The 24,235-nt window shown below is 37.1% G+C and carries 24 protein-coding genes; 11 read left to right on the forward strand and 13 right to left on the reverse strand.

The window, feature by feature from the left end; translation table 11 throughout:
• Positions 1–4 precede the first annotated feature (4 nt).
• The 3 genes from MUN88_RS18425 to MUN88_RS18435 form a co-directional block, all read right to left on the reverse strand.
• On the reverse strand, positions 5–982 hold the full coding sequence (locus MUN88_RS18425; RefSeq protein WP_244717895.1) for an alpha-ketoacid dehydrogenase subunit beta: 978 nt from the start codon (positions 980–982) through the stop codon (positions 5–7).
• Positions 983–985: 3 nt separating this feature from the next.
• Positions 986–2,068, reverse strand: a complete 1,083-nt coding sequence (gene pdhA, locus MUN88_RS18430) for a pyruvate dehydrogenase (acetyl-transferring) E1 component subunit alpha (RefSeq protein ID WP_244717897.1) — start codon at positions 2,066–2,068, stop codon at positions 986–988.
• A 684-nt stretch (positions 2,069–2,752) separates the two neighbouring features.
• Complete coding sequence (locus MUN88_RS18435) at positions 2,753–3,397, reverse strand: YkyA family protein (RefSeq protein WP_244717900.1); 645 nt, start codon at positions 3,395–3,397, stop codon at positions 2,753–2,755.
• Positions 3,398–3,567: 170 nt separating this feature from the next.
• Here MUN88_RS18435 and def point away from each other — a divergent pair, with 170 nt between their 5' ends.
• A complete protein-coding gene (def, locus tag MUN88_RS18440) occupies positions 3,568–4,122 on the forward strand; it encodes a peptide deformylase (protein WP_244717903.1) in 555 nt (184 codons plus the stop codon).
• Between the two features lie 48 nt (positions 4,123–4,170).
• Here def and MUN88_RS18445 read toward each other — a convergent pair whose 3' ends face one another.
• Complete coding sequence (locus MUN88_RS18445) at positions 4,171–4,947, reverse strand: Cof-type HAD-IIB family hydrolase (protein ID WP_244717906.1); 777 nt, start codon at positions 4,945–4,947, stop codon at positions 4,171–4,173.
• 428 nt (positions 4,948–5,375) lie between these two features.
• Here MUN88_RS18445 and MUN88_RS18450 point away from each other — a divergent pair, with 428 nt between their 5' ends.
• Positions 5,376–5,585 (forward strand): DNA-dependent RNA polymerase subunit epsilon, encoded by a 210-nt coding sequence (locus tag MUN88_RS18450; RefSeq protein ID WP_244717909.1) that lies wholly within the window; start codon positions 5,376–5,378, stop codon positions 5,583–5,585.
• Between the two features lie 3 nt (positions 5,586–5,588).
• Positions 5,589–7,256, forward strand: coding sequence for a ribonuclease J1 (gene rnjA, locus MUN88_RS18455; RefSeq protein WP_244717911.1), 1,668 nt, complete (start codon positions 5,589–5,591; stop codon positions 7,254–7,256).
• Between the two features lie 359 nt (positions 7,257–7,615).
• On the opposite strand, the gene MUN88_RS18460 is transcribed toward rnjA, so the two are convergent.
• The 3 genes from MUN88_RS18460 to MUN88_RS18470 all read right to left on the reverse strand — a co-directional run bounded on the left by MUN88_RS18460 (position 7,616) and on the right by MUN88_RS18470 (position 11,989).
• Positions 7,616–8,290 carry a potassium channel family protein gene (locus MUN88_RS18460; RefSeq protein ID WP_244717913.1) on the reverse strand — a complete coding sequence of 225 codons (675 nt, stop codon included), beginning with the start codon at positions 8,288–8,290 and terminating at the stop codon, positions 7,616–7,618.
• Between the two features lie 89 nt (positions 8,291–8,379).
• The gene (locus MUN88_RS18465; RefSeq protein WP_244717915.1) at positions 8,380–10,218 is read right to left on the reverse strand and encodes an ABC transporter ATP-binding protein; all 1,839 of its coding nucleotides are present in this window, start codon (positions 10,216–10,218) and stop codon (positions 8,380–8,382) included.
• A 19-nt stretch (positions 10,219–10,237) separates the two neighbouring features.
• Positions 10,238–11,989 carry an ABC transporter ATP-binding protein gene (locus MUN88_RS18470; RefSeq protein ID WP_244717917.1) on the reverse strand — a complete coding sequence of 584 codons (1,752 nt, stop codon included), beginning with the start codon at positions 11,987–11,989 and terminating at the stop codon, positions 10,238–10,240.
• A 167-nt stretch (positions 11,990–12,156) separates the two neighbouring features.
• Between MUN88_RS18470 and MUN88_RS18475 the strand changes: the two genes are divergently transcribed.
• The gene (locus MUN88_RS18475) at positions 12,157–12,990 is read left to right on the forward strand and encodes a mechanosensitive ion channel family protein (RefSeq protein ID WP_244717919.1); all 834 of its coding nucleotides are present in this window, start codon (positions 12,157–12,159) and stop codon (positions 12,988–12,990) included.
• Between the two features lie 424 nt (positions 12,991–13,414).
• Here the strand turns inward: MUN88_RS18475 and MUN88_RS18480 are convergent, their stop codons facing one another.
• The 3 genes from MUN88_RS18480 to cbpB all read right to left on the reverse strand — a co-directional run bounded on the left by MUN88_RS18480 (position 13,415) and on the right by cbpB (position 15,843).
• A complete protein-coding gene (locus MUN88_RS18480) occupies positions 13,415–14,530 on the reverse strand; it encodes an N-acetyldiaminopimelate deacetylase (RefSeq protein ID WP_244717921.1) in 1,116 nt (371 codons plus the stop codon).
• Between the two features lie 83 nt (positions 14,531–14,613).
• Positions 14,614–15,333, reverse strand: coding sequence for a 2,3,4,5-tetrahydropyridine-2,6-dicarboxylate N-acetyltransferase (dapD, locus tag MUN88_RS18485; protein WP_244717923.1), 720 nt, complete (start codon positions 15,331–15,333; stop codon positions 14,614–14,616).
• Positions 15,334–15,402: 69 nt separating this feature from the next.
• Positions 15,403–15,843 (reverse strand): cyclic-di-AMP-binding protein CbpB, encoded by a 441-nt coding sequence (gene cbpB / locus MUN88_RS18490; protein WP_244717925.1) that lies wholly within the window; start codon positions 15,841–15,843, stop codon positions 15,403–15,405.
• Positions 15,844–16,015: 172 nt separating this feature from the next.
• On the opposite strand from cbpB, the gene MUN88_RS18495 reads away from it, so the two are divergent.
• From MUN88_RS18495 to MUN88_RS18505, 3 genes are all read left to right on the forward strand, one after another.
• Positions 16,016–16,867: a metallophosphoesterase gene (locus MUN88_RS18495; protein WP_244717928.1), complete on the forward strand. Its 852-nt coding sequence runs from the start codon at positions 16,016–16,018 to the stop codon at positions 16,865–16,867.
• A 16-nt stretch (positions 16,868–16,883) separates the two neighbouring features.
• Complete coding sequence (locus MUN88_RS18500; protein WP_244717931.1) at positions 16,884–17,453, forward strand: SCO family protein; 570 nt, start codon at positions 16,884–16,886, stop codon at positions 17,451–17,453.
• 62 nt (positions 17,454–17,515) lie between these two features.
• Positions 17,516–17,989 carry a YkyB family protein gene (locus MUN88_RS18505; protein ID WP_244717934.1) on the forward strand — a complete coding sequence of 158 codons (474 nt, stop codon included), beginning with the start codon at positions 17,516–17,518 and terminating at the stop codon, positions 17,987–17,989.
• 89 nt (positions 17,990–18,078) lie between these two features.
• On the opposite strand, the gene MUN88_RS18510 is transcribed toward MUN88_RS18505, so the two are convergent.
• Positions 18,079–18,390: a hypothetical protein gene (locus MUN88_RS18510; RefSeq protein ID WP_244717937.1), complete on the reverse strand. Its 312-nt coding sequence runs from the start codon at positions 18,388–18,390 to the stop codon at positions 18,079–18,081.
• A 111-nt stretch (positions 18,391–18,501) separates the two neighbouring features.
• Here MUN88_RS18510 and MUN88_RS18515 point away from each other — a divergent pair, with 111 nt between their 5' ends.
• A complete protein-coding gene (locus MUN88_RS18515) occupies positions 18,502–19,653 on the forward strand; it encodes an aminotransferase A (RefSeq protein ID WP_244717940.1) in 1,152 nt (383 codons plus the stop codon).
• 77 nt (positions 19,654–19,730) lie between these two features.
• On the opposite strand, the gene MUN88_RS18520 is transcribed toward MUN88_RS18515, so the two are convergent.
• Positions 19,731–19,916, reverse strand: coding sequence for an aspartyl-phosphate phosphatase Spo0E family protein (locus MUN88_RS18520; protein WP_244717943.1), 186 nt, complete (start codon positions 19,914–19,916; stop codon positions 19,731–19,733).
• A gap of 712 nt (positions 19,917–20,628) precedes the next feature.
• Between MUN88_RS18520 and MUN88_RS18525 the strand changes: the two genes are divergently transcribed.
• The 3 genes from MUN88_RS18525 to MUN88_RS18535 are packed head-to-tail and all read left to right on the forward strand — an operon-like array spanning position 20,629 to position 23,626.
• A complete protein-coding gene (locus MUN88_RS18525; protein WP_244717946.1) occupies positions 20,629–21,786 on the forward strand; it encodes a zinc-ribbon domain-containing protein in 1,158 nt (385 codons plus the stop codon).
• 17 nt (positions 21,787–21,803) lie between these two features.
• Positions 21,804–22,937 (forward strand): S1C family serine protease, encoded by a 1,134-nt coding sequence (locus MUN88_RS18530; protein WP_244717949.1) that lies wholly within the window; start codon positions 21,804–21,806, stop codon positions 22,935–22,937.
• A 14-nt stretch (positions 22,938–22,951) separates the two neighbouring features.
• A complete protein-coding gene (locus MUN88_RS18535; protein WP_244717951.1) occupies positions 22,952–23,626 on the forward strand; it encodes a hypothetical protein in 675 nt (224 codons plus the stop codon).
• Positions 23,627–23,740: 114 nt separating this feature from the next.
• Here the strand turns inward: MUN88_RS18535 and MUN88_RS18540 are convergent, their stop codons facing one another.
• Positions 23,741–24,190, reverse strand: coding sequence for a hypothetical protein (locus MUN88_RS18540; RefSeq protein WP_244717954.1), 450 nt, complete (start codon positions 24,188–24,190; stop codon positions 23,741–23,743).
• Between the last annotated feature and the right edge of the window lie 45 nt (positions 24,191–24,235).

Below are 24,235 nucleotides of genomic sequence, written 5' to 3' on the forward strand. Positions count from 1 at the left end.
TGTTTTAGAAATTGATGACTTTGTTTACTTTTTCGATAATATCGTTATAGTTTGGCAACCATACTTCTTCTGCTTGAGTAAATGCATATACTGTATCTGGTGCCGCAACTGTTAAAATTGGTGCTTCTAAGTGCAGGATTGCACGCTCTTGAATTTGAGATACAACATAAGAAGCAAGACCTGCTTGACGTTGTGCTTCTTGAACAAAGACTACACGATTAGTTTTTTCAACAGATTTTAGAATCGTTTCAAAATCAATTGGCATAACAGTGCGTAAGTCGATCACTTCTGCATTGATGCCATCTTTTTCTAATTCTTCTGCCGCTTTAAGTGAAGATTGTACCATTGCACCATAAGAAATTAATGTTACATCGTTACCTTCACGTTTAACATTCGCTTTTCCTAATTCAAGTGTATACTCATCTTCTGGTACTTCCTCACGGAAAGAACGATATAATTTCATGTGCTCTAAGAACACAACTGGATCGTTGTCGCGAATCGATTGGATTAATAAACCTTTTGCATCATATGGACCAGATGGAATTACTACTTTCATACCTGGTTGTTGTGCAATAAGTCCTTCTAATGAATCCGCATGAAGTTCAGGTGTGTGCACACCGCCACCGAATGGTGAACGAATTGTCACTGGTGCATTCATTGTGTTACCAGAACGATAACGTAAACGCGCCATTTGACCATTAATTGCATCCATTGCTTCGTAAACGAAACCAAAAAACTGGATTTCAGGTACAGGACGGAATCCTTGTGTAGCAAGTCCGAGTGAAATACCTGCAATACCTGACTCAGCTAAAGGCGTATCAAATACACGATCTTCACCGAATTCATCCTGAAGGCCTTCCGTAGCACGGAAAACTCCACCGTTTTGACCAACGTCTTCTCCGTATACAAGTACGTTTTCATCATTTTTTAATTCTGTTCTTAATGCATCAGTAATTGCTTGGATCATTGTCATTTGAGCCATGATTTACTTCGACTCCTTTGCTTTAAATTCTTCCATTTGTTCCTGCAAGTGAGCTGGAAGTTCTTCATACATGTTACCGATAAGATCCGTAACTTTTTGTTTTGGTTGTTCATCGGTTTTCTTAATTGCAGCTTTAATTTCTTCTTTTGCTTTTTCGATTACTTCGTTTTCTTCTTCTTCAGACCATAAGCCTTTTTCTTCTAAGAATTTACGGAAACGAACGATTGGATCTTTTTTCTCCCATTCGCTATCCATGTCTTCGGTACGATAACGAGTTGGGTCGTCACCAGCCATAGTGTGTGGACCATAGCGATATGTTAATGTTTCAATTAATGTTGGACCTTCGCCGTTGATTGCACGCTCTCTTGCTTCTTGCGTCGCAGCATAAACAGCAAGCACGTCCATTCCATCAACTTGAATACCTTCGATACCAGCAGCAACAGCTTTTTGAGCTAGTGTCTCAGCAGCAGTTTGCTTTTCAACTGGAACGGAAATCGCAAATTTATTATTTTGCACAACAAAAATAGCTGGGGCTTGATAAGCACCTGCAAAGTTAATACCTTCGTAGAAGTCACCTTGAGAAGTACCACCATCACCAGTGTAGGTAATTGCAACAGATTTGCTGCCGCGCTTTTTCATACCTAATGCTACACCAGCTGCTTGCGTATACTGTGCACCAATTATAATTTGTGGACTTAATGCATTAACACCTTCTGGCATTTGATTTCCGTGATAATGACCACGAGAGAATAAAAATGCTTGGTAAAGTGGAAGTCCATGCCAAATCAATTGTGGAACATCACGATACCCAGGTAAGATAAAGTCTTCTTTTTCCAGGGCAAATTGTGTCCCTAGCTGAGAAGCCTCTTGTCCTGCAGTTGGTGCATAGAAACCTAAACGACCTTGACGGTTTAATGCAATAGAGCGCTGATCAAGAATTCTTGTATACACCATACGATACATAATTTCTTTTAAATCTTCATCTGATAGTTCAGGCATAGCATCTTCGTTAACGATCTTGCCGTCCTCATTCAGAATTTGAAACGTTTGGAACTGTTCTTCAATATTTTCAATAGTACGTTTCAAAAGAATTCACCTCTTCCTTTCTCAATACCTAATTTAATTTATCAAAATTAGCTTTCCCAAAAGATTAAAAAATCTGTACCAAAGTCATTATTATTGCTTTACCCTTTTCGAACAATATTTAATCAGCTTATGTAAATAAAAACTGTTACATAAGATTCTGCAATTAATATTGGTACAATTTTGGTTCATATACAGTTTAGCTTATTGAAAGGAGTTGGTCAAACACTTTGCAATAATTAATAATAATTTTCTTAAGGACTATATAAGATGCTTATCCGCTAAAATGAAAGCGTTTTATAATGATCTGTTTCATTATCTTTTTGCATCTGTACTATAAATTGTTTTTTTAAAACCGCACGTATCAATAATTTATTCATCCAATGAGAAACACCTCTGCTTCCATAATAAGGAAAAAACAGCGTTTAAACATAAGAAATTTAGGTACCTATAATACGGGATTATGTAAACTATCTGCATAGTCTCGCGTCCTGCGGAGCCTATTTCCGGAGCTTTGCTACGCACGATAAAAATATCAAAATTACCACATCGTCATACAGACTTAGTGTACATAATCCTAATTATGAGAACCCATTTTACTGAAATAATCATGAGTATGTTTCACTTTTGCCATTTGTTCAAAGATATTTTTTGGGCATATAAAAAAGCCTTCGGAAACCGAAAGCTTTACTCATATACTACATTTAATTCGACTGAATCATAAAAGTCCTGTTTTAATTGATTGTATGTATCCGTTAATTCGTTAAAATTATCATTGTATTCCATGACTTTATCGTAAGATTGATTAACCGTTTCTATCTGATTACGGAGGTCTTCTTCTTTTAAATCCTCTTTCTTGAACAGTTCATATAACTTCTGATCTTGTTCCAATGAATCCATATAAGCATCATGTAACTGCTGATATGCCTCATAACGTTGTTCCATCGTATCCACAAGTTCTTGTGCTACTTGTTTTGATTCTTCGTCTAAGTCCTCTACGTACTCTTTTACTTTAGTAAATTCTTCTTCTGCTTTGTTCATACTATCCAGCTCTGTCTGTAACAATTCCTTGCGTTCTTTAATAGTAGCAATAGCTTCATCTGATAGCGAAGTGATTTTGTCCATTTCATCAGCTGATAGTTCGATGATTTGATTATACAAATCCTGTTCTTCCTGTTCCAAAGCTGAAAAAGGTTCTTGCTGTTCTGCAAATGGCTGTTCTAATTCTACTGTCTGTTCAAGGTGTTCATACATGTCGTTAGCAACAGAGTCTCCACTGCACCCCACTATAAACAATACAAGTAAGAAACCAGTCAGTAATAATCTCCTCATATTCCCGAAATCCTCCTAAAAACAACATCATTGTTTAATAAGTCAATTCATTATAACATAAAATTACATATCATTTGTATAATTCTAAAAAATGAATATGCGAATTCTATATTTTTTATTCATTTTTCGATATGATAGTAATTACGAATATGATGTAAAGGAGCAATGCAATGATTACTATGGATGACATCGTTAGAGAAGGTAACCCTATCCTAACGAAATCAGCAGAAGAAGTAGCTTTACCCCCAACAAAAGAAGAAAAGGAAACGTTAGAAGAGATGCTGCAGTTCCTTAAAAACAGCCAGGATGATGAAATAGCAGAGAAATACGGATTGCGTGCAGGCGTAGGGTTAGCTGCACCACAAATCGGCATTCCAAAAAGGATGATGGCTGTTCATTTTTTAGATTTCGACGAAAATCAATATAGCTATGGCTTATTTAATCCAAAAATTGTTAGCCACTCCGTTGCTCTCACCTTTTTATCTGGTGGTGAAGGATGTTTATCAGTAGATAGAGAGGTTCCTGGTTATGTACCTCGTTACCAGAAAATAACTGTAAAAGCTACAGATGTAGAAGGAAATGAAATAAAAATTAAATTGAGAGGTTATGCGGCAATTGTATTTCAGCATGAGATCGATCACTTAAACGGAGTCATGTTTTATGATCATATTAATAAACAGGATCCATTCTTCGTACCTGAGAACGCCAAGGCATGTGACCAATAAAGTAACAGAAAAATCCCGGTTTCCTTCATTAGAAAACCGGGATTTTTATTATTTTATCAGTGAAAGCTTTCTCATCGCTTTACTTAATCCATCCTGATCAACATCATCTGTCACAAGACTTGCTACTTCTTTCACTTCCTGTACACCATTACCCATAGCCACACCTGTATGTACAGCTTGAATCATTTCTAAATCATTCAATCCATCACCAAATGCGTACGTATCCTCCCAATCGATATTTAAAGCTTCAATACATTCTTTGATACCATTTGCTTTAGAACCGATCCCAGGTAAGACATCACTCGAGAATGGATGCCACCTTACAAAACGGAGATCCGGAAAATCGGCTTCGTACTTACGCTGTTCCTCTGCTTCATTAAATACTAACACTTGATAAATAGCATTGTTTCGATAGTAGTCAATGTCAACCAGTGGATGATCTAATTTGAGACTCCCCATACTTTCAATAATATGTGGATGATCACTCACAGAAGAACGCATATCATCTACACTTTGGTATACAAGTGGATGGCCTTCCTTCACACTATAATCGGTTAGTTCCGATAGCAATTTATCTGAGATCGGATTGTGATAAATCACTTCTCCATTATGCACAGCATACTGTCCATTGAAGCTGATGTACGTATTTAGATTCAATTCTTTTAATATTTCCTGGATCATAAAAGGCGCTCGACCTGTAGCAATCGAAACAATGATGCCTGACTCCTGAAGTTGAGCAATCGCATCTTTAGAAGCTGGCGGTATTTGTTTGTCGTGGTCCAGGATGGTGCCATCGATATCCAGAAACACAATCTTTTGTCCCAATGTCATTCTCCTTTATTTTTAATTCAACACAAACACGCATCATTATATCATGAATAATGTGAATAAGTATAATCTCGAAAGTCAAAACTAAGTAAAAGAACTAACTGTAAGCATCATGAAAAACGGTACAAGATGAAAATATTTCATTTTTCTTAGCTTTTTTGTTTCAATATTTAGCAAATCATACTATACTATATAGTAATAGGGATTGGATCGGTTCGTTGAATACATGCTTTGCTTGTCTTTTCTATAATGTATAGGAAGGAGTTGGCAACACTTATGTTAAAACGTTTAAGAGAAAAATTAAAACGGCGCATGCGGGAAGTTTTACGGAGAAAACGTATACCAACTACAATAAATCGTTCTAGAGATTTTCAAAAGAATTCAAACAAACCATAGAATAGAAACATTACAAAAGGAGAGATAACATGATCTACAAAGTACTATATCAAGAAAACGCTGCAGAAATACCTGTACGTGAACATACTAAAAGTCTGTATATCCAAGCGTCTTCTGAAAGACAAGTAAGAGAATCGTTGAAAGATAAACAAATCAACATTGAATTTATCCAATTAATGAATGAGGCACATTTAAACTATGAACAACAATCACCTTTTTACAAGCTGGAGCATGCTTAACGTATGAAATTTGTAAAAAATGATCAAACTGCAGTTTTTGCATTAGGTGGTTTAGGTGAAATTGGGAAAAACACGTACGGTGTTCAATTTCAGGACGAAATCATCTTAATTGATGCAGGTATTAAATTCCCTGAAGACGAGTTATTGGGAATTGATTATGTGATACCTGACTACACTTACCTTGTGCAAAATCAGGACAAGATAAAAGGATTATTTATCACTCATGGTCACGAAGACCATATTGGTGGTATTCCTTATTTACTTCGCGAGATAAATGTGCCTATCTATGCAGGTAAATTAGCAATGGGACTAATTCGTAATAAATTGGATGAACACGGTCTTCTTCGTAAGGCGAAATTACACACTTATCAAGAAGATGACATTTTTAAATTCAGAAAAACAGCTGTGTCGTTCTTTAGAACAACACACAGTATTCCCGATTCCTATGGTATTGTTGTGAAAACCCCTCCTGGTAACGTTGTGCATACCGGAGATTTTAAATTTGATTTTACACCGGTCGGAGAACCAGCCAATTTATCAAAAATGGCTGAAATCGGTAAAGAAGGTGTACTATGTCTGTTATCAGATAGTACGAACAGTGAAGTTCCCGGATTTACGTTATCTGAACGAGTAGTTGGTGACAGTATTAATGATATTTTCTCTAGAGTTGATGGCAGATTAATATTTGCTACTTTCGCATCCAATATTCACCGCTTGCAGCAAGTCGTGGAAGCCGCCGTTAAACATAACCGTAAAATTGCCGTATTCGGCCGCAGTATGGAAGGTGCCATAAAAATTGGACAAGAACTTGGCTACATTCGTGCTCCAAAGAATACATTTATTGAAGCACACCAACTCAATCAGCTTCCTGCTAACGAGGTGACCATCCTATGTACTGGTTCTCAAGGGGAACCAATGGCGGCATTATCAAGAATTGCTAATGGTACTCACCGCCAAATTCAAATTATACCTGGTGACACAGTTGTATTCTCTTCTTCACCAATCCCTGGGAATACGCTAAGTGTCAGCCGAATTATCAATCAATTGTATCGCGCAGGTGCAGAAGTCATTCACGGACCATTAAATGATATTCATACATCTGGTCACGGCGGACAACAAGAACAAAAATTAATGCTACGTTTAATTAAACCGAAGTATTTTATGCCGATTCACGGGGAATATCGTATGTTAAAAGAACATACGAAGCTTGCTGACAGTTGTGATATCCCTTATAAGAACAGCTTTATCATGGATAATGGTGAAGTATTAGCGTTAGGTAAGGATCACGCTGCAATTGCAGGGAAAATCCCTTCTGGTTCTGTCTATGTTGACGGTAGCGGTATTGGTGATATTGGTAATATCGTATTACGTGATCGACGGATCCTTTCTGAAGAAGGACTTGTCATCGTTGTCGTCAGTATCAATATGAAAGAATTCCAAATTGCTTCCGGTCCGGATATTATTTCACGAGGTTTCGTGTATATGAGAGAATCTGAAGACTTAATAAACGAAGCACAAAAGCTTGTTTCTAATCATTTGAACAAAGTAATGGAGCGTCGCACAACGCAATGGTCTGAAATCAAAAACGAAATTACCGATACCATCGCTCCATTCCTGTACGACAAAACAAAACGACGCCCAATGATCTTACCTATTATCATGGAAGTCTAATATCAACCAAACAAAAAGAGCAGTGAATCCAATTCACTGCTCTTTTATGATGCTTATAATACGGATTATGTTAACTAACGTTGCGTCCATTTTGAAATGTAGTTAGAGGTATGATGTCGCTCCGGCCAACCACTTCGCGTCCTGTGGGGCATATTTCCGGAGCTTTGCTAAGCAGATGAAATATATCAAGATACCACATTGCTATACAGTAGTCCTAGTTAGTATAATCCGTATTATAAGAAGCGAGGCTATTATTCAATTGTCTCTTTTGTTGTTCAAGATGCTTTTTTCACTTGCCAACTGACAAAGAAAATCCGGGATGTTTATTCCCGGATTTTCAGTGATAAAATATTTTAAGCTTAATCGTCTTCCACAACTAACTGTTTTTCGAATCTGGAGATGTCTTTATCTGCACCAATGACAATCAAAATATCATCTTTTTCGATGTGTTGCGTTGCCATCGGTGAAACATTTATCCCTTTTTCGTCTGCTTCTTTGATCGCGACAACGTTACAGCCGTATTGTGCTCGGATATCTAGATCAATTAACGTTTTACCATGCATTTTCTCCCCTGCTTTTACCTCCACTATGCTGTGATCATCTGATAATTCAAGGTGATCGAGAATATTTGTGGAGATAATACTGTGGGCAATACGTTTCCCCATGTCACGCTCAGGGTGTACGACATGATCCGCGCCGATCTTATTCAACACTTTTTCATGATAATCGTTCTGTGCTTTTACCGTTATTTTCTTAATTCCTAATTCTTTTAACATCAGTGTGGTTAATATACTTGCCTGAATGTCATCACCAATGGCTACAATCACATGGTCAATATTACGGATCCCTAACTCTTTTAAAACATTTTCATCGGTCGTATCCGCAATTACTGCATGGGCAGCAATATTTCTAAATTCATTCACTTTATCTTCCTGCAAGTCGATTGCTAGTACGTCCATACCCTCTGCACTAAGCTCTCGGCAAATACTGCCGCCAAATCGACCTAAACCTATCACAGCAAATTCGCGTTTCATTAAGATTCCTCCAAGCTATGTAATCATACCTATTTTACCATAACAAACGAAAAAGAAAACCAGAAGTCATCCTGGTTTTCTTCCTCACCTTATAATGCGTCCAACATTTCAAATTGCGACTTTACAAGTTCATAATATTCCCCACCATGTTTCATCAATTCATCATGGTTCCCTTGTTCAAGAATCTTTCCATGCTCGAGCACAATAATGTTATCCGCTTCTCTGATCGTAGACAAGCGGTGAGCAATCATGATAGCTGTTCTACCTTCTAATAATCGTTTTAGTGCTTTTTGAATCATGACCTCTGTTTCTGTATCAATACTTGCAGTCGCTTCATCCAAAATTAAAATACGCGGATCAGCAAGCAGTGCTCTGGCAAAAGATAATAACTGTCTCTCACCTGCAGATAAAATGTTTCCTCGCTCCTCTACTTCTGTTTCATACCCGTTGTTTAGACGTTTAATAAAATCATCTGCACCCACAACACGAGCTGCTTCCTTTACTTCTTCATCACTTGCCTCAGGACGACCAAAACGAATGTTTTCCATGATTGTACCAGAAAATATAAACGTATCCTGCAGTACGACGGAAATATTCGTTCGTAAACTGTCTAGTTTCACGTCACGAAGGTCATGGCCGTCGATTTTAACAGTCCCTTCGGTTGGATCATAAAAGCGACTGATTAAATTCGCTATCGTCGTTTTACCTGAACCGGTATGACCGACTAACGCAACCGTTTGGCCTGGCTTCATTTCCAATGAAATTTCATGTAAAGCGATTCGATCCTCATTATACGCAAACTGGACATGATCAAAGACAACGTGACCTTTCATATCTTTAAATGGCTGCGCATTTTTTTTCTCTTTCACATTTGGTTGTTCATCCAAAAATTCAAATATTCGTTCTGACGAAGCCATCGCCACTAATAACTGGTTGTATATTTGACCAAGTCGCGAGATCGGCTCCCAAAACATTCCTAAATAGAAAGCAAATGATACAAAGATACCTATTTGAATGGTGTTATTAATAATTAAGTGTGCCCCATAGGATATCAGAATAACCGTTCCGATTGCATTACTCATTTCAACGAACGGACCAAAATAAGCACTTTTTTTCATGGCTACCCGTTCTTTTTCGTAGTTATCACTATTAACCCCATCAAAAAACTCCGTATTTTCTTTTTCCTGAGAGAACGACTGCGTAATACGAATCCCTTGCATACTTTCGTTCAGGTGGGAATTCAAACGTGATTTCTGGATACGCACATCTTGCCAGGATCGACGGATCGTTCGTCTAAGTTTCGTTGATATGAAGAACATGATAGGCAGAATGATTAATACTGCCAATGCCAAAGGTGGACTTAAAACAAATAACATTACGATAATCCCTGTAAGCAGAACGATATCCATCAATAAATTAATAATCCCATTTGTAAACAGTTCCTGTAAGGAGTTCACATCATTCAAAATCCTTACTAAAATAGAACCTGCTGAACGGGAATCAAAAAAATTGTGCGACAAGCGTTGTACATGGGAGAATAAACTTTTTCGCAGGTCATGAATAACACGCTGCCCAAGGATATTCACCCATTTAATCCTGTATTTGTTTGCTATAAAACTGACCAGGTATAGAATCGAAATGCCAATGATCAGATATGTAAGCAAACTGACATTCTGTTTTGTAATAGCTTTATCAATAACCCAAGTCCCGATAATTACTGGGACCACGAGTCTTACAATTGTAGAAATCAACATGACCGCAATCGCGGCAGGCATTAATGTTTTTACATACGGTTTTAAATATTTCAACAAACGTAACATCTGCTTCCAGTTAAAAGGCTTTTCTACTGCCTGATCTAACGGGTAGTAAAATCGGTTTAAATGAGGACTTTTCTTTTTCGATTGATTTGCAGATATAGATTTCGCCATTTCCCTTCCCCCTTTTTCATTATTTAGTTGATTGTAATACCGTTTCCCTGTCTTGGTATTGAATATCATAAATACGACGATAGGTTCCATGCTGATGAACAAGCTGATTATGAGTTCCTCTTTCGACTATTTCACCTTCGTCTAATACAATAATTTCATCTGCGTGCTTCAATGAAGAAATACGGTGCGCGATAATAAAGGTAGTTCTGCCATCCATTACTTCTTTTAATGCTTTTTGAATTTTGAATTCTGTTTCCATATCTACAGCTGATGTGGCATCATCCAGAACGAGAATGGAAGGATCTATCAATATCGCACGCGCAATAGCAATTCGTTGTTTCTGACCACCGGAAAGTCCCATGCCCCGCTCACCAAGTAACGTATCATATCCTTTTGGCATTTCCATAATAAATTCGTGAGCCTGCGCTCGTTTTGCTGCTGCAATGATCTCATCCATTGTTGCATCCGGATTCCCGTAAGAGATGTTTTCTTTGATCGTTGTAGAGAACAAGAACGATTCCTGTAACACAAATCCGATATTCTTTCGCAACGATTTAAGCGTATAAGAAGACGTAGGTCTGCCATCAACAAGAACCTCTCCCTGATCTGGTTCGTAAAATCTGGTGATCAGTTGGGTAATACTCGTCTTCCCTGCACCGGTCGGACCGATTAGCCCAATAACTTTTCCTTCTGGTGCATCAAATGAAATATTCTTAAGCGCCGCATCATCATCCTCAATATACGTTAATGAAACGTTTTTAAACGTCACATGTCCTTGAATCTGATCCGCTAGCATTGGATCTTCGTCTTCAACAATATCCTCTCTTGCTTCTAATATCTCTAACAACCGTTCTCCTGACGCCTTCGCCTGTGAGAATTGGTTCACGATAAAACCTAAATGCATTAACGGCCCTAATATATAGGTAACTAAACTAAAGAAGGCAACTAATTCACCAAGCTGTAATGATCCATTAATGACCAAATATCCACCGAAAATCAAAAGTGCTACCATAGATATATTCCCGATGAATTCCATCAAAGGAAAATACCGCGACCAAATATTTGAAGTGAAAATATTTACTTCTTTATAATTGGCATTATTTTTTGTAAAACGATCGATTTCAAAATCCTCTTTGGATAGGGATTTAACGGTATTCATCCCGCTAACATTTTCTTGTATTCTCGTATTCAGTCGTCCTAGAGATTTACGGACATTACGAAAAGCCGGGTGAACTTTTTTATCGAAGCGGTACACAACGATGGCTAGAAACGGCATTGCAGCCATGGTAACTAATGCTAATGGTATGGAATAAAAGAACATGACACATAGAGCAATCGTGATTAATAATGTGACTCGAATCAATTCTCTAAAACCTGCTGCCAAGAAAAACTTAAACCCTTCCACATCCATTGTAAGCCTTGACATTAAATCCCCAGTTCGTGCATTGTCATAATAAGTAAACGAAAGCCTTTGCAATTTTTTGTATAGTGCATCACGTAAAACATATACAGATTTAATTCCAAATAAGTCACCTAAATACTGTTGAAGGAAATTGGCTATCCCTTTAATAACCATTAACCCAATAAACGTCACCGATAGAATCGGTATAAGCTGATACTCCTGTCCTCTTACAACGTCATCAATCGTTTTTTGCAGAATGATTGGATAAGCGAGAGTAATTGCTGTAACGATTACAACGAATAAAACTGACATGAGAAAGTACCTTCGAAACGGCCAATAAAACTGTTTCAACTTCTTAAATATTTCCATTTAATTTGCACCCCCTAATTTTTTACGTATGTATAAATATAACGGCATCCGAAATAAAATTCCACCTTTTCGACTCAATTTCTTAAATTATTTTTTAGTTTTATTATTTGAATGTTGAGGTATGTATACTATATGATAGAAATATTCACATAAAAAGGAGGCATAACATGTTTGAAGATGGACTAGCAGTGGATTGGGGCTACATATTAGACATTGTCATCAAGTTTGGAATTCAGATTATTATTCTGATTATTGCTATGATGATAGTTAAACCAATTGGCAGAAAAATTATCTCTGCAAGCATAAGAAAATCAAGCTCAAAACAAAATGTATCAGAAGCAAGAATACAAACATTAGAGAAATTATTACTTAACGTATTTGCATATGTATTAATATTTGTATTCGTCGTCATGTTCTTTGCAATTATCGGATTAGATATTGCTCCTCTAATTGCAGGTGCAGGTGTTGTCGGTCTGGCTATTGGTTTTGGTGCTCAAGGTTTAGTCAGCGACATCGTAACTGGATTTTTCATTCTATTAGAAAAACAAGTTGATGTTGGAGACTATGTTACTACTGCTGGATATGGCGGTATTGTAGAAGAAGTTGGCTTGAGAACAACACAAATCCGCGGCTTTGACGGTACTCTGCATTTTGTACCGAACCGTGAAATTTCCGGCGTCAGTAACCACTCCAGAGGAAATATGCGTGCACTAGTTGATATTGGAATCAGCTATGATGACAATATTGATGAAGCAATGACTGTATTACAAGGAGTATGTCAGGAATTTGAATCTGATCCACGCTTTGCAGAAGGCCCTGATGTATTAGGTGTACAAGCTTTCGGCTCAAGTGAGGTTGTATTACGAATTATTGGTAAAACTGTCAATATGGAACAATTTGGTGCAGAACGCGATATTCGCAAACGTATTAAAGAAGCATTTGATGCTAATAACATTGAAATCCCATTTCCGCATCAAGTTTATATTCAAAAAGACAAGTAATAAAAAATCCGGGCCGTTAACGCCCGGATTTTTTACATCCATAAATAGTAACCGCTTTCCCCTTTCAGGTAGACCCTCACTCCGCTCTTTTTAAATTACACAACAGAGTAAAAAGAAAAACCAATCGTTCTTATCTAACTTGAAATAACTGTAAACTACCAATGATACGAATTATGAAAACTAGCCAACCTTGTGTTTATTTTGAAATATTTTATGTGTTAGGATTAGGATAACGCTCCGGCCAACCACTTCGCGTCCTGCGGGGCATATTTCCGGAGCTTTGCTAAGCACATCAAACCTATCAAAATTACCACATTATAATACTGATTCCACTTTACATAATCCGTATTATAAACATCTCCCCCCTCCTCCTTTATAAAAACCGAACAAGATTGAATGTTTCAAATCATTGCCCGGCTTTTTGTTATAATGCCCTCATCATAGCCGTAACAGCTTTTACCCCAACTTCGATTGCATCTTCATTGGGATTAAGCTGGCTGTGATGTAATCCGTACGGGGAATCAACTCCTAACCAGAACATGAATCCTGGAATCTCTTTTAAGAAATAACCGAAATCCTCACCGGTCATCGCGGCATTCGCTTCTTTAAATTGGATACCTTCTGCATCGACTGTTCTAGAAAACAAATCTACGTATGCTTGATCATTACTAACTTGATAGTAATTAGCACCATAGTCCACATCAATTTGACAATCATAAGCTAATTCAAATCCTTTGATTGCCCGCTCCAATTCTTGTTTAATCGTAATCATTGTTTCAGGTTGCAGAGTGCGAATGGTCCCTTCCAAACGAGCAGTTTCAGCAATAATATTCTGAACCGTTCCCGCGGTCATCTTACCTATCGTAATCACACCACTATCAAGTGGATCAACTTTTCTTGAAATAATTTGCTGGATTTGCGTAACAAACGTACTAGCAGTGACAATCATATCTTTCGTCAAGTGTGGATAAGCCGCATGTCCACCTTTTCCGGTGAAATCCATGAACAGTTCACTCGTATTGGCAAACAATAATCCCGCTCGGCTAGAAACCGTTCCAACTGGCAAATCAGGTGCAATATGTAATGCAAAAATACCATCGACTTCAAATTGTTGAAAGACCTCAGACTTCAGCATTGGAGCTGCTCCCCCAGGCCCTTCCTCTGCTGGTTGAAAAATAAATAATACATTATCTTCAATTGGATTAGCACTGATTTGATCGAGAGTGCCGAGAGCAATCGTCATATGAAAATCATGCCCACATGCATGCATTCGATCAGCATGTGCAGATGCAAATGGTAATCCGGTATTTTCCGCAATTGGCAATCCGTCTATATCCGTACGATAAGCCATTGTTTTCTTTGGATTTGTCCCCTTAACCAGTACGAATAACCCTGTTTCCCACTTCGTAATAGCAATATTTTCACGCCCCATTTGTTCGATCGCATCTATTAAATAGGCTTGTGTTTTAAATTCCTGAAAACCTAATTCAGGGATTTGATGTAATTCTCTTCTAATATTCAAAAGCTGGTTCTGCTCCATGATTTACTCCTTTACCTAATTAAAAATCATTATTCACTATTTTAAAACAAGGCAGGATCTTGGCGATCCTGCCTTGTTATTACTTAATCATCCAATTTGCGAAGTGCTTCCATGATTTCAGTTTTTGCCTTTGTTTGATCATCAATTTCTTTGATAACTTTAGCTGGAGTACCAGCAACAACAGTATTTGGCGGTACATCTTTCGTTACAACAGCACCGGCTGCTACAACTGCTCCTTCTCCAACACGTACCCCTTCTAATACTACTGCATTTGCTCCAATTACAACGCCATCTTCAATGACAACTGGCTGAGCAGAAGGTGGTTCAATAACCCCTGCTAATACAGCACCGGCACCGACATGACAGTTCTTACCTACTGTAGCACGTCCACCAAGCGAAGCATTCATATCAATCATGGTTCCTTCACCAATAACAGAACCAATATTAATCATGGCACCAAACATGATAACAGCACCATCGCCGATTTCTACTTGTTCACGAATAATTGCACCTGGCTCGATACGTGCATTGATATCTTTCATATCTAATAATGGGATTGCCGAATTACGACGATCATTCTCTACTACGTAATCTGTAATTTGATCACTGTATGTATCAAGTAGTGCTTTTATTTCTTTCCATTCACCAAAAATAACACCATTCGTTTCATTTAAGAATGTTTGTACAGAACCGTTTGCTTCTATTGACGCTAAATTAGTCCCTTTTACATACACTTTTACAGGTGTAGATTTTGTACTGTTTGAAATAAATGAAATTATTTCATTTGCATCCATTTGCTTCATTGATTAGTCCTCCATTAAATTGTTGTCTTTATAAATGTAACAAAACAATAGCCTTTTTAACAAGTAATATTATTTTGTTGTATACATGGATTTATTCACTTCTTTTAGTATGGCACGTCTTGTCAGGATACCAATAAAATAACCTTGCTCATCAATTACACAAGCAAAGGCATGATTAATAACCACTTTTAGACAGGTGAGAAAATCCGTATCCTCTGTCAAAGTTGGCTGATCCTTCTGCATAACAGCTTCCACTTTAATATCTGCTAATCGTTCCATCTCAAATCGTTCCATGCCCATTACGCTTTTTAAGATTGGTGTTTTCGCAATTGTACCTTTAAATTTGTATTCTAAGTCTAAAACAGGAACCGACGAATAACCTGATTCGACTAACACAAGCAATGCATGCTCGACAGGGTTCCCTTCTTGTACATGCGCTACCTTTTCAGCTGGGATCATTAAATCTCCTACCGTCAAATCAGTTAGCGTTTTCTTTAACACACTAGACATATGGGACACTCCTTTTTGTTTTGGTGAAGGAGCTATTATGACATCACCTCTCTATTTTAACATATTCTATAATAATTTGTGTAATCTAATGTCTCGATATCATATCTGATATACTCCATGCTATAATAAGTAATGAGTGTTCGTTAAGAAAAGAAAGGGTTTATTAAATAATATGAAGCGAAGAACTTTTTTAAAACGTTTATTTGGCAGTTTCATCGCGATGTTCGGGCTTAGTGGCGGAACTTATTATTATGCTCGGGAAATCGAAACAAGTATGCTGGATGTTCATCATGTAACGGTGCCAAATCTCAAGATTTCTAAATCATTTGAGGACTATCGTATCCTGCAATTTTCAGATACACATATTGGTTTTCAATATTCGTTAGATCAATTAGAGAAATTGGTTGTCGAAATCAACCAGGCAGAGCCGGATCTTGTCGTGTTTACCGGTGATTTGGTTGATAATCCGCACATCTATAACATCCCCAACAGATTGATTACTCTCTTGCAAAGTATAAATGCAAAAGATGGGAAACTGTGGATTTATGGAAACCATGATCATGGGGGTTATGGAACAGATATCATAAAAGAGGTATTTGATAAGGCTGGTTTCGAATTGTTGCAGAATGGACACAGACAAATACAAAAGAATGATGCTATGATAAATATTGCAGGCGTTGATGATGTCTTGTTAGGCTCTCCTGATTTGGGACAGGCAATGGATGGATTAAATGATACATATTTTACTATTTTGCTTGCTCACGAACCTGATTATGCTGACATCGCAAAAGATTATCCAATCGATATACAACTGTCTGGTCACAGTCATGGAGGACAAGTTCAATTGCCTTTCGTCGGGTATATTTATACGCCACACCTTGCTGAAAAATATGTGGAAGGCCATTATCAAGTTGGCGGTACACCACTGCAACTGTATGTCAGCCGCGGGCTCGGCACTACCAGGTTACCTTACCGTTTCTTGTGCAAACCTGAAATGACAATTTATCAATTAAAACAAATGTAATACAGGAGTGATGAGAATGAAAAAAATATTGCTAGTGTCACTGGCACTGCTCTTTATTTTAGTTGGATGCGGTACCAAATCATATAATGGTGATTTTTCGTTTGAAGTACAAGATTTTACATTCACTGACCAAGATGGTGAAAGCTTTTCAAAAAGTGACTTGGACGGAAAGTTTTGGATAGCAGATATGATTTTCACCAATTGTGAAACGGTTTGCCCGCCAATGACTGCCAACATGGCACGATTACAGAAACAATTAGACGAAGCTGGGATTGATGCAGAAATTGTTTCTTTCAGTGTAGATCCGACCAATGATTCTCCTCAAGTTTTGAAGAACTATATTTCCGAGCGCGGTGGAACTTTTGATAATTGGCACGCATTAACTGGTTATACCGACGAAGAGATAAAAAACTTTTCGGAAAAATCGTTTAAAGCCTTTGTTGAAAATCCTGAGAACGATGATCAAGTAATTCATTCCACTACCTTCTATCTCGTTTCACCGGATGGCAATGCAATTAAAGGGTACAATGGTCAAAAAGCGGATAATATGCAAAAAATAGTTGAAGATATTCAATCAATGAATTAAAGTGGAAAGTAGAAGAGTTCGCTCTTCTACTTTTTTATTACGAAGAAAAGGACGGTGAATAGATGGAAGAACAAAATCCAGAAATCAATGAAATTGGCCATGCCCTTTTTATTGTGAATCGCCATGCAAAAACAGCACTCGATCCGACGCAATTATATCAATTAAAAAACGAAACGATGAAAAAGCTCTTAGCAGATCAAAAAGCAGTCAAAGTTGGACTGCATTTTTCAAATAACCCAAAGCAAAGCAGACAACACTCTGTCTTACTTGTTCAAGTGGGAAGCTATTATTTTCATATGCCGCCATCCAAAAATGATATGCAAGCTCTGAATCATCTAGGTAACCTCGATGATTCTTATCGAAACCCTAAACCTTCCCTATCATTAACAAATGCGAAAAAAATACTGTTATCCTATTTGAATTGGCCAGCATCAGTATCTAAACAGAAACAGTCCAAGCCTAAACCTAGGTATTCACCATTTACAAATTCTCCTTCTTCTCTTTCTCCTTTTTATCATAAGCGAAAGAGGTGGTAATTTGCCTGCGCATTCAAGCCATAAAAGAGGCTTATACTTTACTAGCCTCTTTTCCCTAACACCTCTTTATTACGAGTGCTTTCTGCCTATCACTTTATAATAGAAATAGCCCGTTTCACACTTAAAACAATCGAAAAGATAGCAACTGCATATAAAAAATACTTCCAGTCATTAGCTGCTGTAAATCGAGTCATAATTAAACACATTAGTAGAATGACAAATAAATAGGTAATGAAGGCATTCCATTCTAAAGCCATCACAAATCGAACAAACGGTTTTAATAGAAAATACAGTGCAATAAGACCAATCACGACATATACGACAAAACGCGCTTCCGCTTGCATTGTTAATAGTATATAATCCGATCCACTCACTATTTTATTCCATAACTCTTTTAGCATATAGTATCTCTCCCTTTTGATTTATGATAAAATAAATGCTAGTTTTGATAACTAGTACTATTATCTCCAAGCTTTTTGCTAGTTATAATCGAAATATCGGGAGGTAACAAGATGGAAGCATCTATAAATCGTCAAGTCAAAGACATCGAAATATCAGGAATACGAAAATTCTTCAATATGGTCGCTGATAAATCAGACATTTTATCATTAACTATAGGGCAGCCGGATTTTCCTACTCCTGAACATGTAAAAGCCAAAACAAAAGAAGCGATCGATCTTAATAAGACTACCTATACTCATAATGCTGGTATTTTACCATTAAGACAGGCCATTGCCTCCTTTGTTAACAAGAAATATCAATTGGAATATAACGCTAATAAAGAAATTATTGTGACAGCAGGAGCTTCGCAGGCGATTGATGTTTGTTTACGTACAATAGTGGAAAATGGAGATGAAGTCATTCTCCCTGGACCGGTTTATCCAGGTTATGAACCACTTGTTAAACTTGCAGGAGGCGTTCCTCGTTATATTGATACACGCCAAACTCAATTTAAAGTAACGGCAGATGCAATCGAAAATGCGATAACTGACAAGACAAAAGCTATTATCATACCTTACCCATCGAATCCTACTGGTGTCACGTTAACCGAGAAGGAGCTAGCAGACATAGCGGCCGTCATTAAGAAACATCAGCTTTTTATGATTGCAGATGAGATTTATAGTGAATTGGTTTATGAAACAAGTCATATTTCAATCGGAAGATTTCAAGAAATTCGCGATAAAGTAATCATTATCAACGGGGTTTCGAAATCACACTCGATGACAGGGTACCGTATTGGCTATATTCTTGCTGCCGAATGGCTATGCAAACATATGCTTAAGGTTCACCAATATAACGTCTCCTGTGCGTCATCAATCAGTCAATACGGTGCATTAGAAGCTATTCAAAATGGGATGAATGATCCTGTTGAAATGAAAAAAATCTACCACATGCGTCGAGATTATGTCTATCAACGACTCAAAACGATGAATCTAGCTTTCTACAAACCAGAGGGTGGTTTTTATTATTTTATTGACATTCGTCATCTCGGCAGTACATCTTTTGAAGTTGCCTTACAATTAGTAGAGAAAGCAAAAGTGGCATTAGTACCTGGCAGCGCATTTTCCGAATATGGTGAAGGTTATCTTCGACTATCCTACGCCTACGATATGGATACATTACAAGAAGGATTAGACAGAATAGAACCGATCATAAAACAATAACGGTACTTATTGATTATTGAAGCTTCGGACTTGACGTCGGTCATAGTTCTGGTATTACGAAAGAACACCAGGATTGGTTAGTCCTGGTGTTTTTTTTCATCTTGTTTGCGCTTGTACATTTCATAATCATTAAGTAACTCATCAAGCTCTTGACTAATATGTATAGATTCTTTACTTGTAATTCCTTTTTTGAGAGCAACATCGGTCATCTCTTTGCGTAATTTCTCAATCTTACTTACTAAACTCATTGGATATACTGACATTTTTACCGTGTTACCCCCTATTTTGGTTCATTGTTATACAACATTTTCGTAAGCGTTATTGATTATCGCAAATAATTTTATCAAAGTAAAGCAAACCGCAAAATAAGACAAATCTTTTAAAATTCGCCACCGTTTCCCCCACTAAAAACAGGACCATTCGACATAGTTTTCCAAAAACAGTTTTAGGATAATCGATTCGGTTCTATTCCAAAAGAGGTAATATGTACTATTGTCCGACACAATATTCATTAGAAATACAGTCACCGCATACACCACCTACATCTTAATGTAAGCGTTTTTCCATTGCGTTCAGACAATTAGGGTTGTTTATTCGTTAGTATTGAGGTTCAGCTGTTATATAACGCATTTGTGGTACAGATTAGGAAAGTATAATGTAGTTTATTGACAAAAACCTCAATAGTCAATGAGCTATCGAGGTTTATCCGATTTGGTAATTATTTGACGCGATCAAAAATACTATATCCTATACATCCAATTAAGATCACAAAACAAACGATACCAAATAACTCTGATTCTCCCATCATTCACACCTCATTTTTTCAAGATAATGCTTCTTCTAGTATACCTCACCTGTCCATTTTAATAAAGAAAAATTCACTAAAATTTCTCTACTTATATTAAAGTTAACAGTCAGATCATGCTATAATAGAAGCGTCCGACTTATTTGATTTTGGAAGGCGAGGAATTATTTTTGTCATTTTGCCCAAATTGTGGAAGTCAGGTCCAGGAAATGGAGACATTCTGTGTATCCTGTGGTAAAAGACTTCCTGAAGATATACTTAAAAGAAAAAGACCAGTTAAACCATCCAAGAAATGGTGGTTCTTACCTGTTCTATCTATACTGATAGCCTGTTTAATCATTGGATCTGTTTATGTGTTTCAGCGCTATCAAACGAATAAAGCTTTATCCTATTTTAATGAAGCAGAAGAAATGGCTCAAATCGGTGATTACAAGCAAGCATTAACGCTAATAGATTTTGCATTGGAATATAAAGAACGTTTTCCAGCAGCTGAACAAGTAGGTGCTTTTCTGAAGGTTGCTATTCAAACAGAGGATCAGTTCAAGCAAGTCAAAACCACCCTTGACGAACATCATTTTCAACAATCATTTGATATCCTGCAACAATCAGAAGAATCCCTTCAGCACTTTAACGGTGATTTAGTCGATCAACTAATGGAACAGAATATGTTGTTGAAGAATCAGACGATGCTCGCACAGGCTACCTATCAACTAAGCAATGACCCTTCAAGAGACGATTTAAAAACATTACTTTGGGAAATACAGGATATATCAGAAGATCAGGCTGCTGATGTGAAAAGTCAAATTACTGAAAAACTAGTCTCCATGACATACAAAAAAGCGACTGCTCTCTTAAATGATCTGCAATTTTCAAAAGCGTTACTTGTAATAGATGACACAATGAAAGTTATCGAAAGCTCAGAACAACTGGAAAGTTTAAAGACAACCATCAATAAAGAAAAAACAGCTTTTGAATCTGCTCAAGAAGAAAGAATAGAACAAGCAATAACAGCTTTTGAAGAAGAACAGGAATTGAATGAGAGTCATGCTATCGAATTAAAGGATATACAATTACAAAAAGACAAAGACACGTGGAAAGTAACTGGTGAGTTAAAAAGTGTGGCAACTGTACCTATTCATTCAATATTAGTTAAGTATACAGTTTATGATGAGGAGGAAAATGCTCTCGTCGATAATGAGGTGTATGTCTTCCCTGAAACCTTATATCCAAATGAGGTCGGTAAGTTCGAATTCACTCATTATGACATGGAATCAGAGGCTAAACAGCTGACACCAAAAATGGAAGAAATCACTTGGTATTTAGACTAACGACTCGGAGGCAGATAATGTTTAAATATAGAAAATACATTCCGATTACCATGACGGTTTTGATCTTGCTTTCAGCCATCATTACATCTGTCTACCTGGTAACAAATTGGAATAATCAACCATTACAAGTTAATAATACATTGGCAACCAGTATTAAAAATAATGATAGTGACACGAGCTTAAAAAATATTATACACCAATCACAAAAATCCGTCGTTCAAATTGAAAGCACAATAGATGTCACAACAAAGACGGGTTCTGGTTTTTTGATAAATAATGATGGAGATATTATTACAAATGCACATGTTGTGAAAGGTGCAGATTCCATTGTCGTGAAATTATCTAACACTCGCGAATATCCTGCTGCCATCGTCGGGATCGGTGAGGAACAAGATTTTGCCGTCATTCGTATTCCTGATATCAATGATCTTGAGCCAATCCCTCTGGAAACGAAACAATCCATAGATATTGGAGATGAGATTATGGCAATAGGCAGCCCGATGGGAATACAAAACAGTGTATCATTAGGTTTGATTGTCGGTACAGACCGTTCTTTTACTATTAATGATTACCAATATGATGAGGTATACCAAATTTCTGCAAACATCACTCATGGTAACAGTGGTGGCCCACTCATTTTACGTAGTAATGGCAAAGTAATCGGTATTAATTCTGCTGGCATTTCTGATACTGATATTGGATTCAGTATTCCTATCACTCAAGTAGCAGAGAAAGTCAGCGAATGGACAAGTAATGTGGATGAAGATGAATTGAACTATCTTTCTCCTCTTAATCAGCAAGTCGATAAAGAAAAACTAGAAGAAAATGCAACCTATGTTGCCGATTACTTCTTTGATAATATCTCATTAAGAGATTATGTTAATGCCTATTCTCTTCTTGGCAGCCAGTATCAAGGACAAACAAGCTATACAGCATTTCGTCAATCTTTTCAAAATATGATTGATTTAAAAGTCGAGAAGAAAGCAATCAAAAATATTGAAAATGAACAAGCAGAAATTGAGATTAACGTAAAAACCACCGTTCGCAATAATAATTATGAAGAAAAAGAACAAGCAATGACATACAACGTGACAATCGGCTATGAGAACGATCAGCTGAAGATTTTACAACTTGATAAAGTAAACGAATGAGACGGGGTGCTCTGTTGAAAAATTTAATCACTACTCTATTCTTATTATTTCTAATAGCATGCAGTCAGCAAGATACGGATGAGACAATGATTACCAATGAAGAGATGGAGAATTCTGAACTACCTTTGACTGAAGAAGTGAATATAGAGAACACATTGGCAGAAGAGGAAAATCATAAGTTAGAGTTTGTTTTGGATCGGGAGACTGTTACATTAAATACAGAAAATATTCCAATACTAAAAGAATTTCTATCAGTAATTTCGGATCATCAACAGGCTTTAGCAGACATGTCATTGGAAAACTTAGACACAGAAGGACTCTACCTCCTCTCTTTTAATTGTAATGAAACAACATGTTCCTATCTATTACTTGATCGCAATGAACCAAATCGAACTTATTTACTTGATGATCTGGTGCTTATAAAAGAGATTATCCCGTCTCCCGAACGGAATCATTTAATTTTTTTATACAAACAATATGACGCAGAGTACTTCACGCTATTTAATGTCGAGGATTGGAAAGTTCTTCATCCCCAACCGGAATTAACAGACATTAAAGAAATTATAGAGGCGACATGGCAGGATGATGAAACCATCGACATCACATATCATATTAACGACAATCAAGAAGCACACCAGCAAACAATTTCCCTGTTCGCTGAAAATACTATTGAAAACGAAGACAAGTAAACACAATTTAACATAAATATAGTTGAAGCTTCCGTTGTTCAAAGTCACTCTAGATCATTAGATTCTTTTACAAACTATTAAAGCGAGCGTCCACATGGCGCTCGCTTTTTTTCACTACTCAAATGTGATCGTTTCTTTTGTTTTGATATCTACCCTTTCCCCATCAATGTAGAATTGAGTATGAATATAAACCGTATGATTACCTTTTTCTAATGTTTCGAACAGCAACGGTGCCTGTGGATAGTATTGGTAATCAGCATTTAACTGTTTGGTGACCGGACTTCCTGTGAATGTTGGGTTATCGGCATCTATAGTTACTTGCGTTAACGGGGAGCGATGCTCAATTACAAGTGACGCTTCACCTGTATATTGTAATGAGCGTAACACCTGAAAGCCATCCTCTATAGGCTCAATTCTTATATGTACGATGAAATCCTCATATTGCTTCTCAAGTTTAACTGTTTCTGCAAGGACAGGTTTTTGAAAGGCACCTGTAACGAACAGCATGATGGCCCCAATACAAGCGATTACAATGATCGTGAAAGTGAATCGTTTCCACACCACTTGCCATTCCTCCTCCACTCTTTCTCCTTATTCTATATAGACGAT

It is taken from the genome of Gracilibacillus caseinilyticus (assembly GCF_022919115.1).
Lineage (GTDB): Bacteria > Bacillota > Bacilli > Bacillales > Amphibacillaceae > Gracilibacillus > Gracilibacillus caseinilyticus.

What these genes read in the sequence shown, in the direction of transcription:
- MUN88_RS18425 (WP_244717895.1), bottom strand. Translation starts at nt 982, where the DNA reads ATGGCTCAAATGACAATGATCCAAGCAATTACTGATGCATTAAGAACA.
- MUN88_RS18435 (WP_244717900.1), bottom strand. Translation starts at nt 3,397, where the DNA reads ATGAGGAGATTATTACTGACTGGTTTCTTACTTGTATTGTTTATAGTG.
- def (WP_244717903.1), top strand. Translation starts at nt 3,568, where the DNA reads ATGATTACTATGGATGACATCGTTAGAGAAGGTAACCCTATCCTAACG.
- MUN88_RS18450 (WP_244717909.1), top strand. Translation starts at nt 5,376, where the DNA reads ATGATCTACAAAGTACTATATCAAGAAAACGCTGCAGAAATACCTGTA.
- rnjA (WP_244717911.1), top strand. Translation starts at nt 5,589, where the DNA reads ATGAAATTTGTAAAAAATGATCAAACTGCAGTTTTTGCATTAGGTGGT.
- MUN88_RS18460 (WP_244717913.1), bottom strand. Translation starts at nt 8,290, where the DNA reads ATGAAACGCGAATTTGCTGTGATAGGTTTAGGTCGATTTGGCGGCAGT.
- MUN88_RS18465 (WP_244717915.1), bottom strand. Translation starts at nt 10,218, where the DNA reads ATGGCGAAATCTATATCTGCAAATCAATCGAAAAAGAAAAGTCCTCAT.
- MUN88_RS18470 (WP_244717917.1), bottom strand. Translation starts at nt 11,989, where the DNA reads ATGGAAATATTTAAGAAGTTGAAACAGTTTTATTGGCCGTTTCGAAGG.
- MUN88_RS18475 (WP_244717919.1), top strand. Translation starts at nt 12,157, where the DNA reads ATGTTTGAAGATGGACTAGCAGTGGATTGGGGCTACATATTAGACATT.
- MUN88_RS18480 (WP_244717921.1), bottom strand. Translation starts at nt 14,530, where the DNA reads ATGGAGCAGAACCAGCTTTTGAATATTAGAAGAGAATTACATCAAATC.
- dapD (WP_244717923.1), bottom strand. Translation starts at nt 15,333, where the DNA reads ATGAAGCAAATGGATGCAAATGAAATAATTTCATTTATTTCAAACAGT.
- cbpB (WP_244717925.1), bottom strand. Translation starts at nt 15,843, where the DNA reads ATGTCTAGTGTGTTAAAGAAAACGCTAACTGATTTGACGGTAGGAGAT.
- MUN88_RS18495 (WP_244717928.1), top strand. Translation starts at nt 16,016, where the DNA reads ATGAAGCGAAGAACTTTTTTAAAACGTTTATTTGGCAGTTTCATCGCG.
- MUN88_RS18500 (WP_244717931.1), top strand. Translation starts at nt 16,884, where the DNA reads ATGAAAAAAATATTGCTAGTGTCACTGGCACTGCTCTTTATTTTAGTT.
- MUN88_RS18505 (WP_244717934.1), top strand. Translation starts at nt 17,516, where the DNA reads ATGGAAGAACAAAATCCAGAAATCAATGAAATTGGCCATGCCCTTTTT.
- MUN88_RS18510 (WP_244717937.1), bottom strand. Translation starts at nt 18,390, where the DNA reads ATGCTAAAAGAGTTATGGAATAAAATAGTGAGTGGATCGGATTATATA.
- MUN88_RS18515 (WP_244717940.1), top strand. Translation starts at nt 18,502, where the DNA reads ATGGAAGCATCTATAAATCGTCAAGTCAAAGACATCGAAATATCAGGA.
- MUN88_RS18520 (WP_244717943.1), bottom strand. Translation starts at nt 19,916, where the DNA reads ATGTCAGTATATCCAATGAGTTTAGTAAGTAAGATTGAGAAATTACGC.
- MUN88_RS18530 (WP_244717949.1), top strand. Translation starts at nt 21,804, where the DNA reads ATGTTTAAATATAGAAAATACATTCCGATTACCATGACGGTTTTGATC.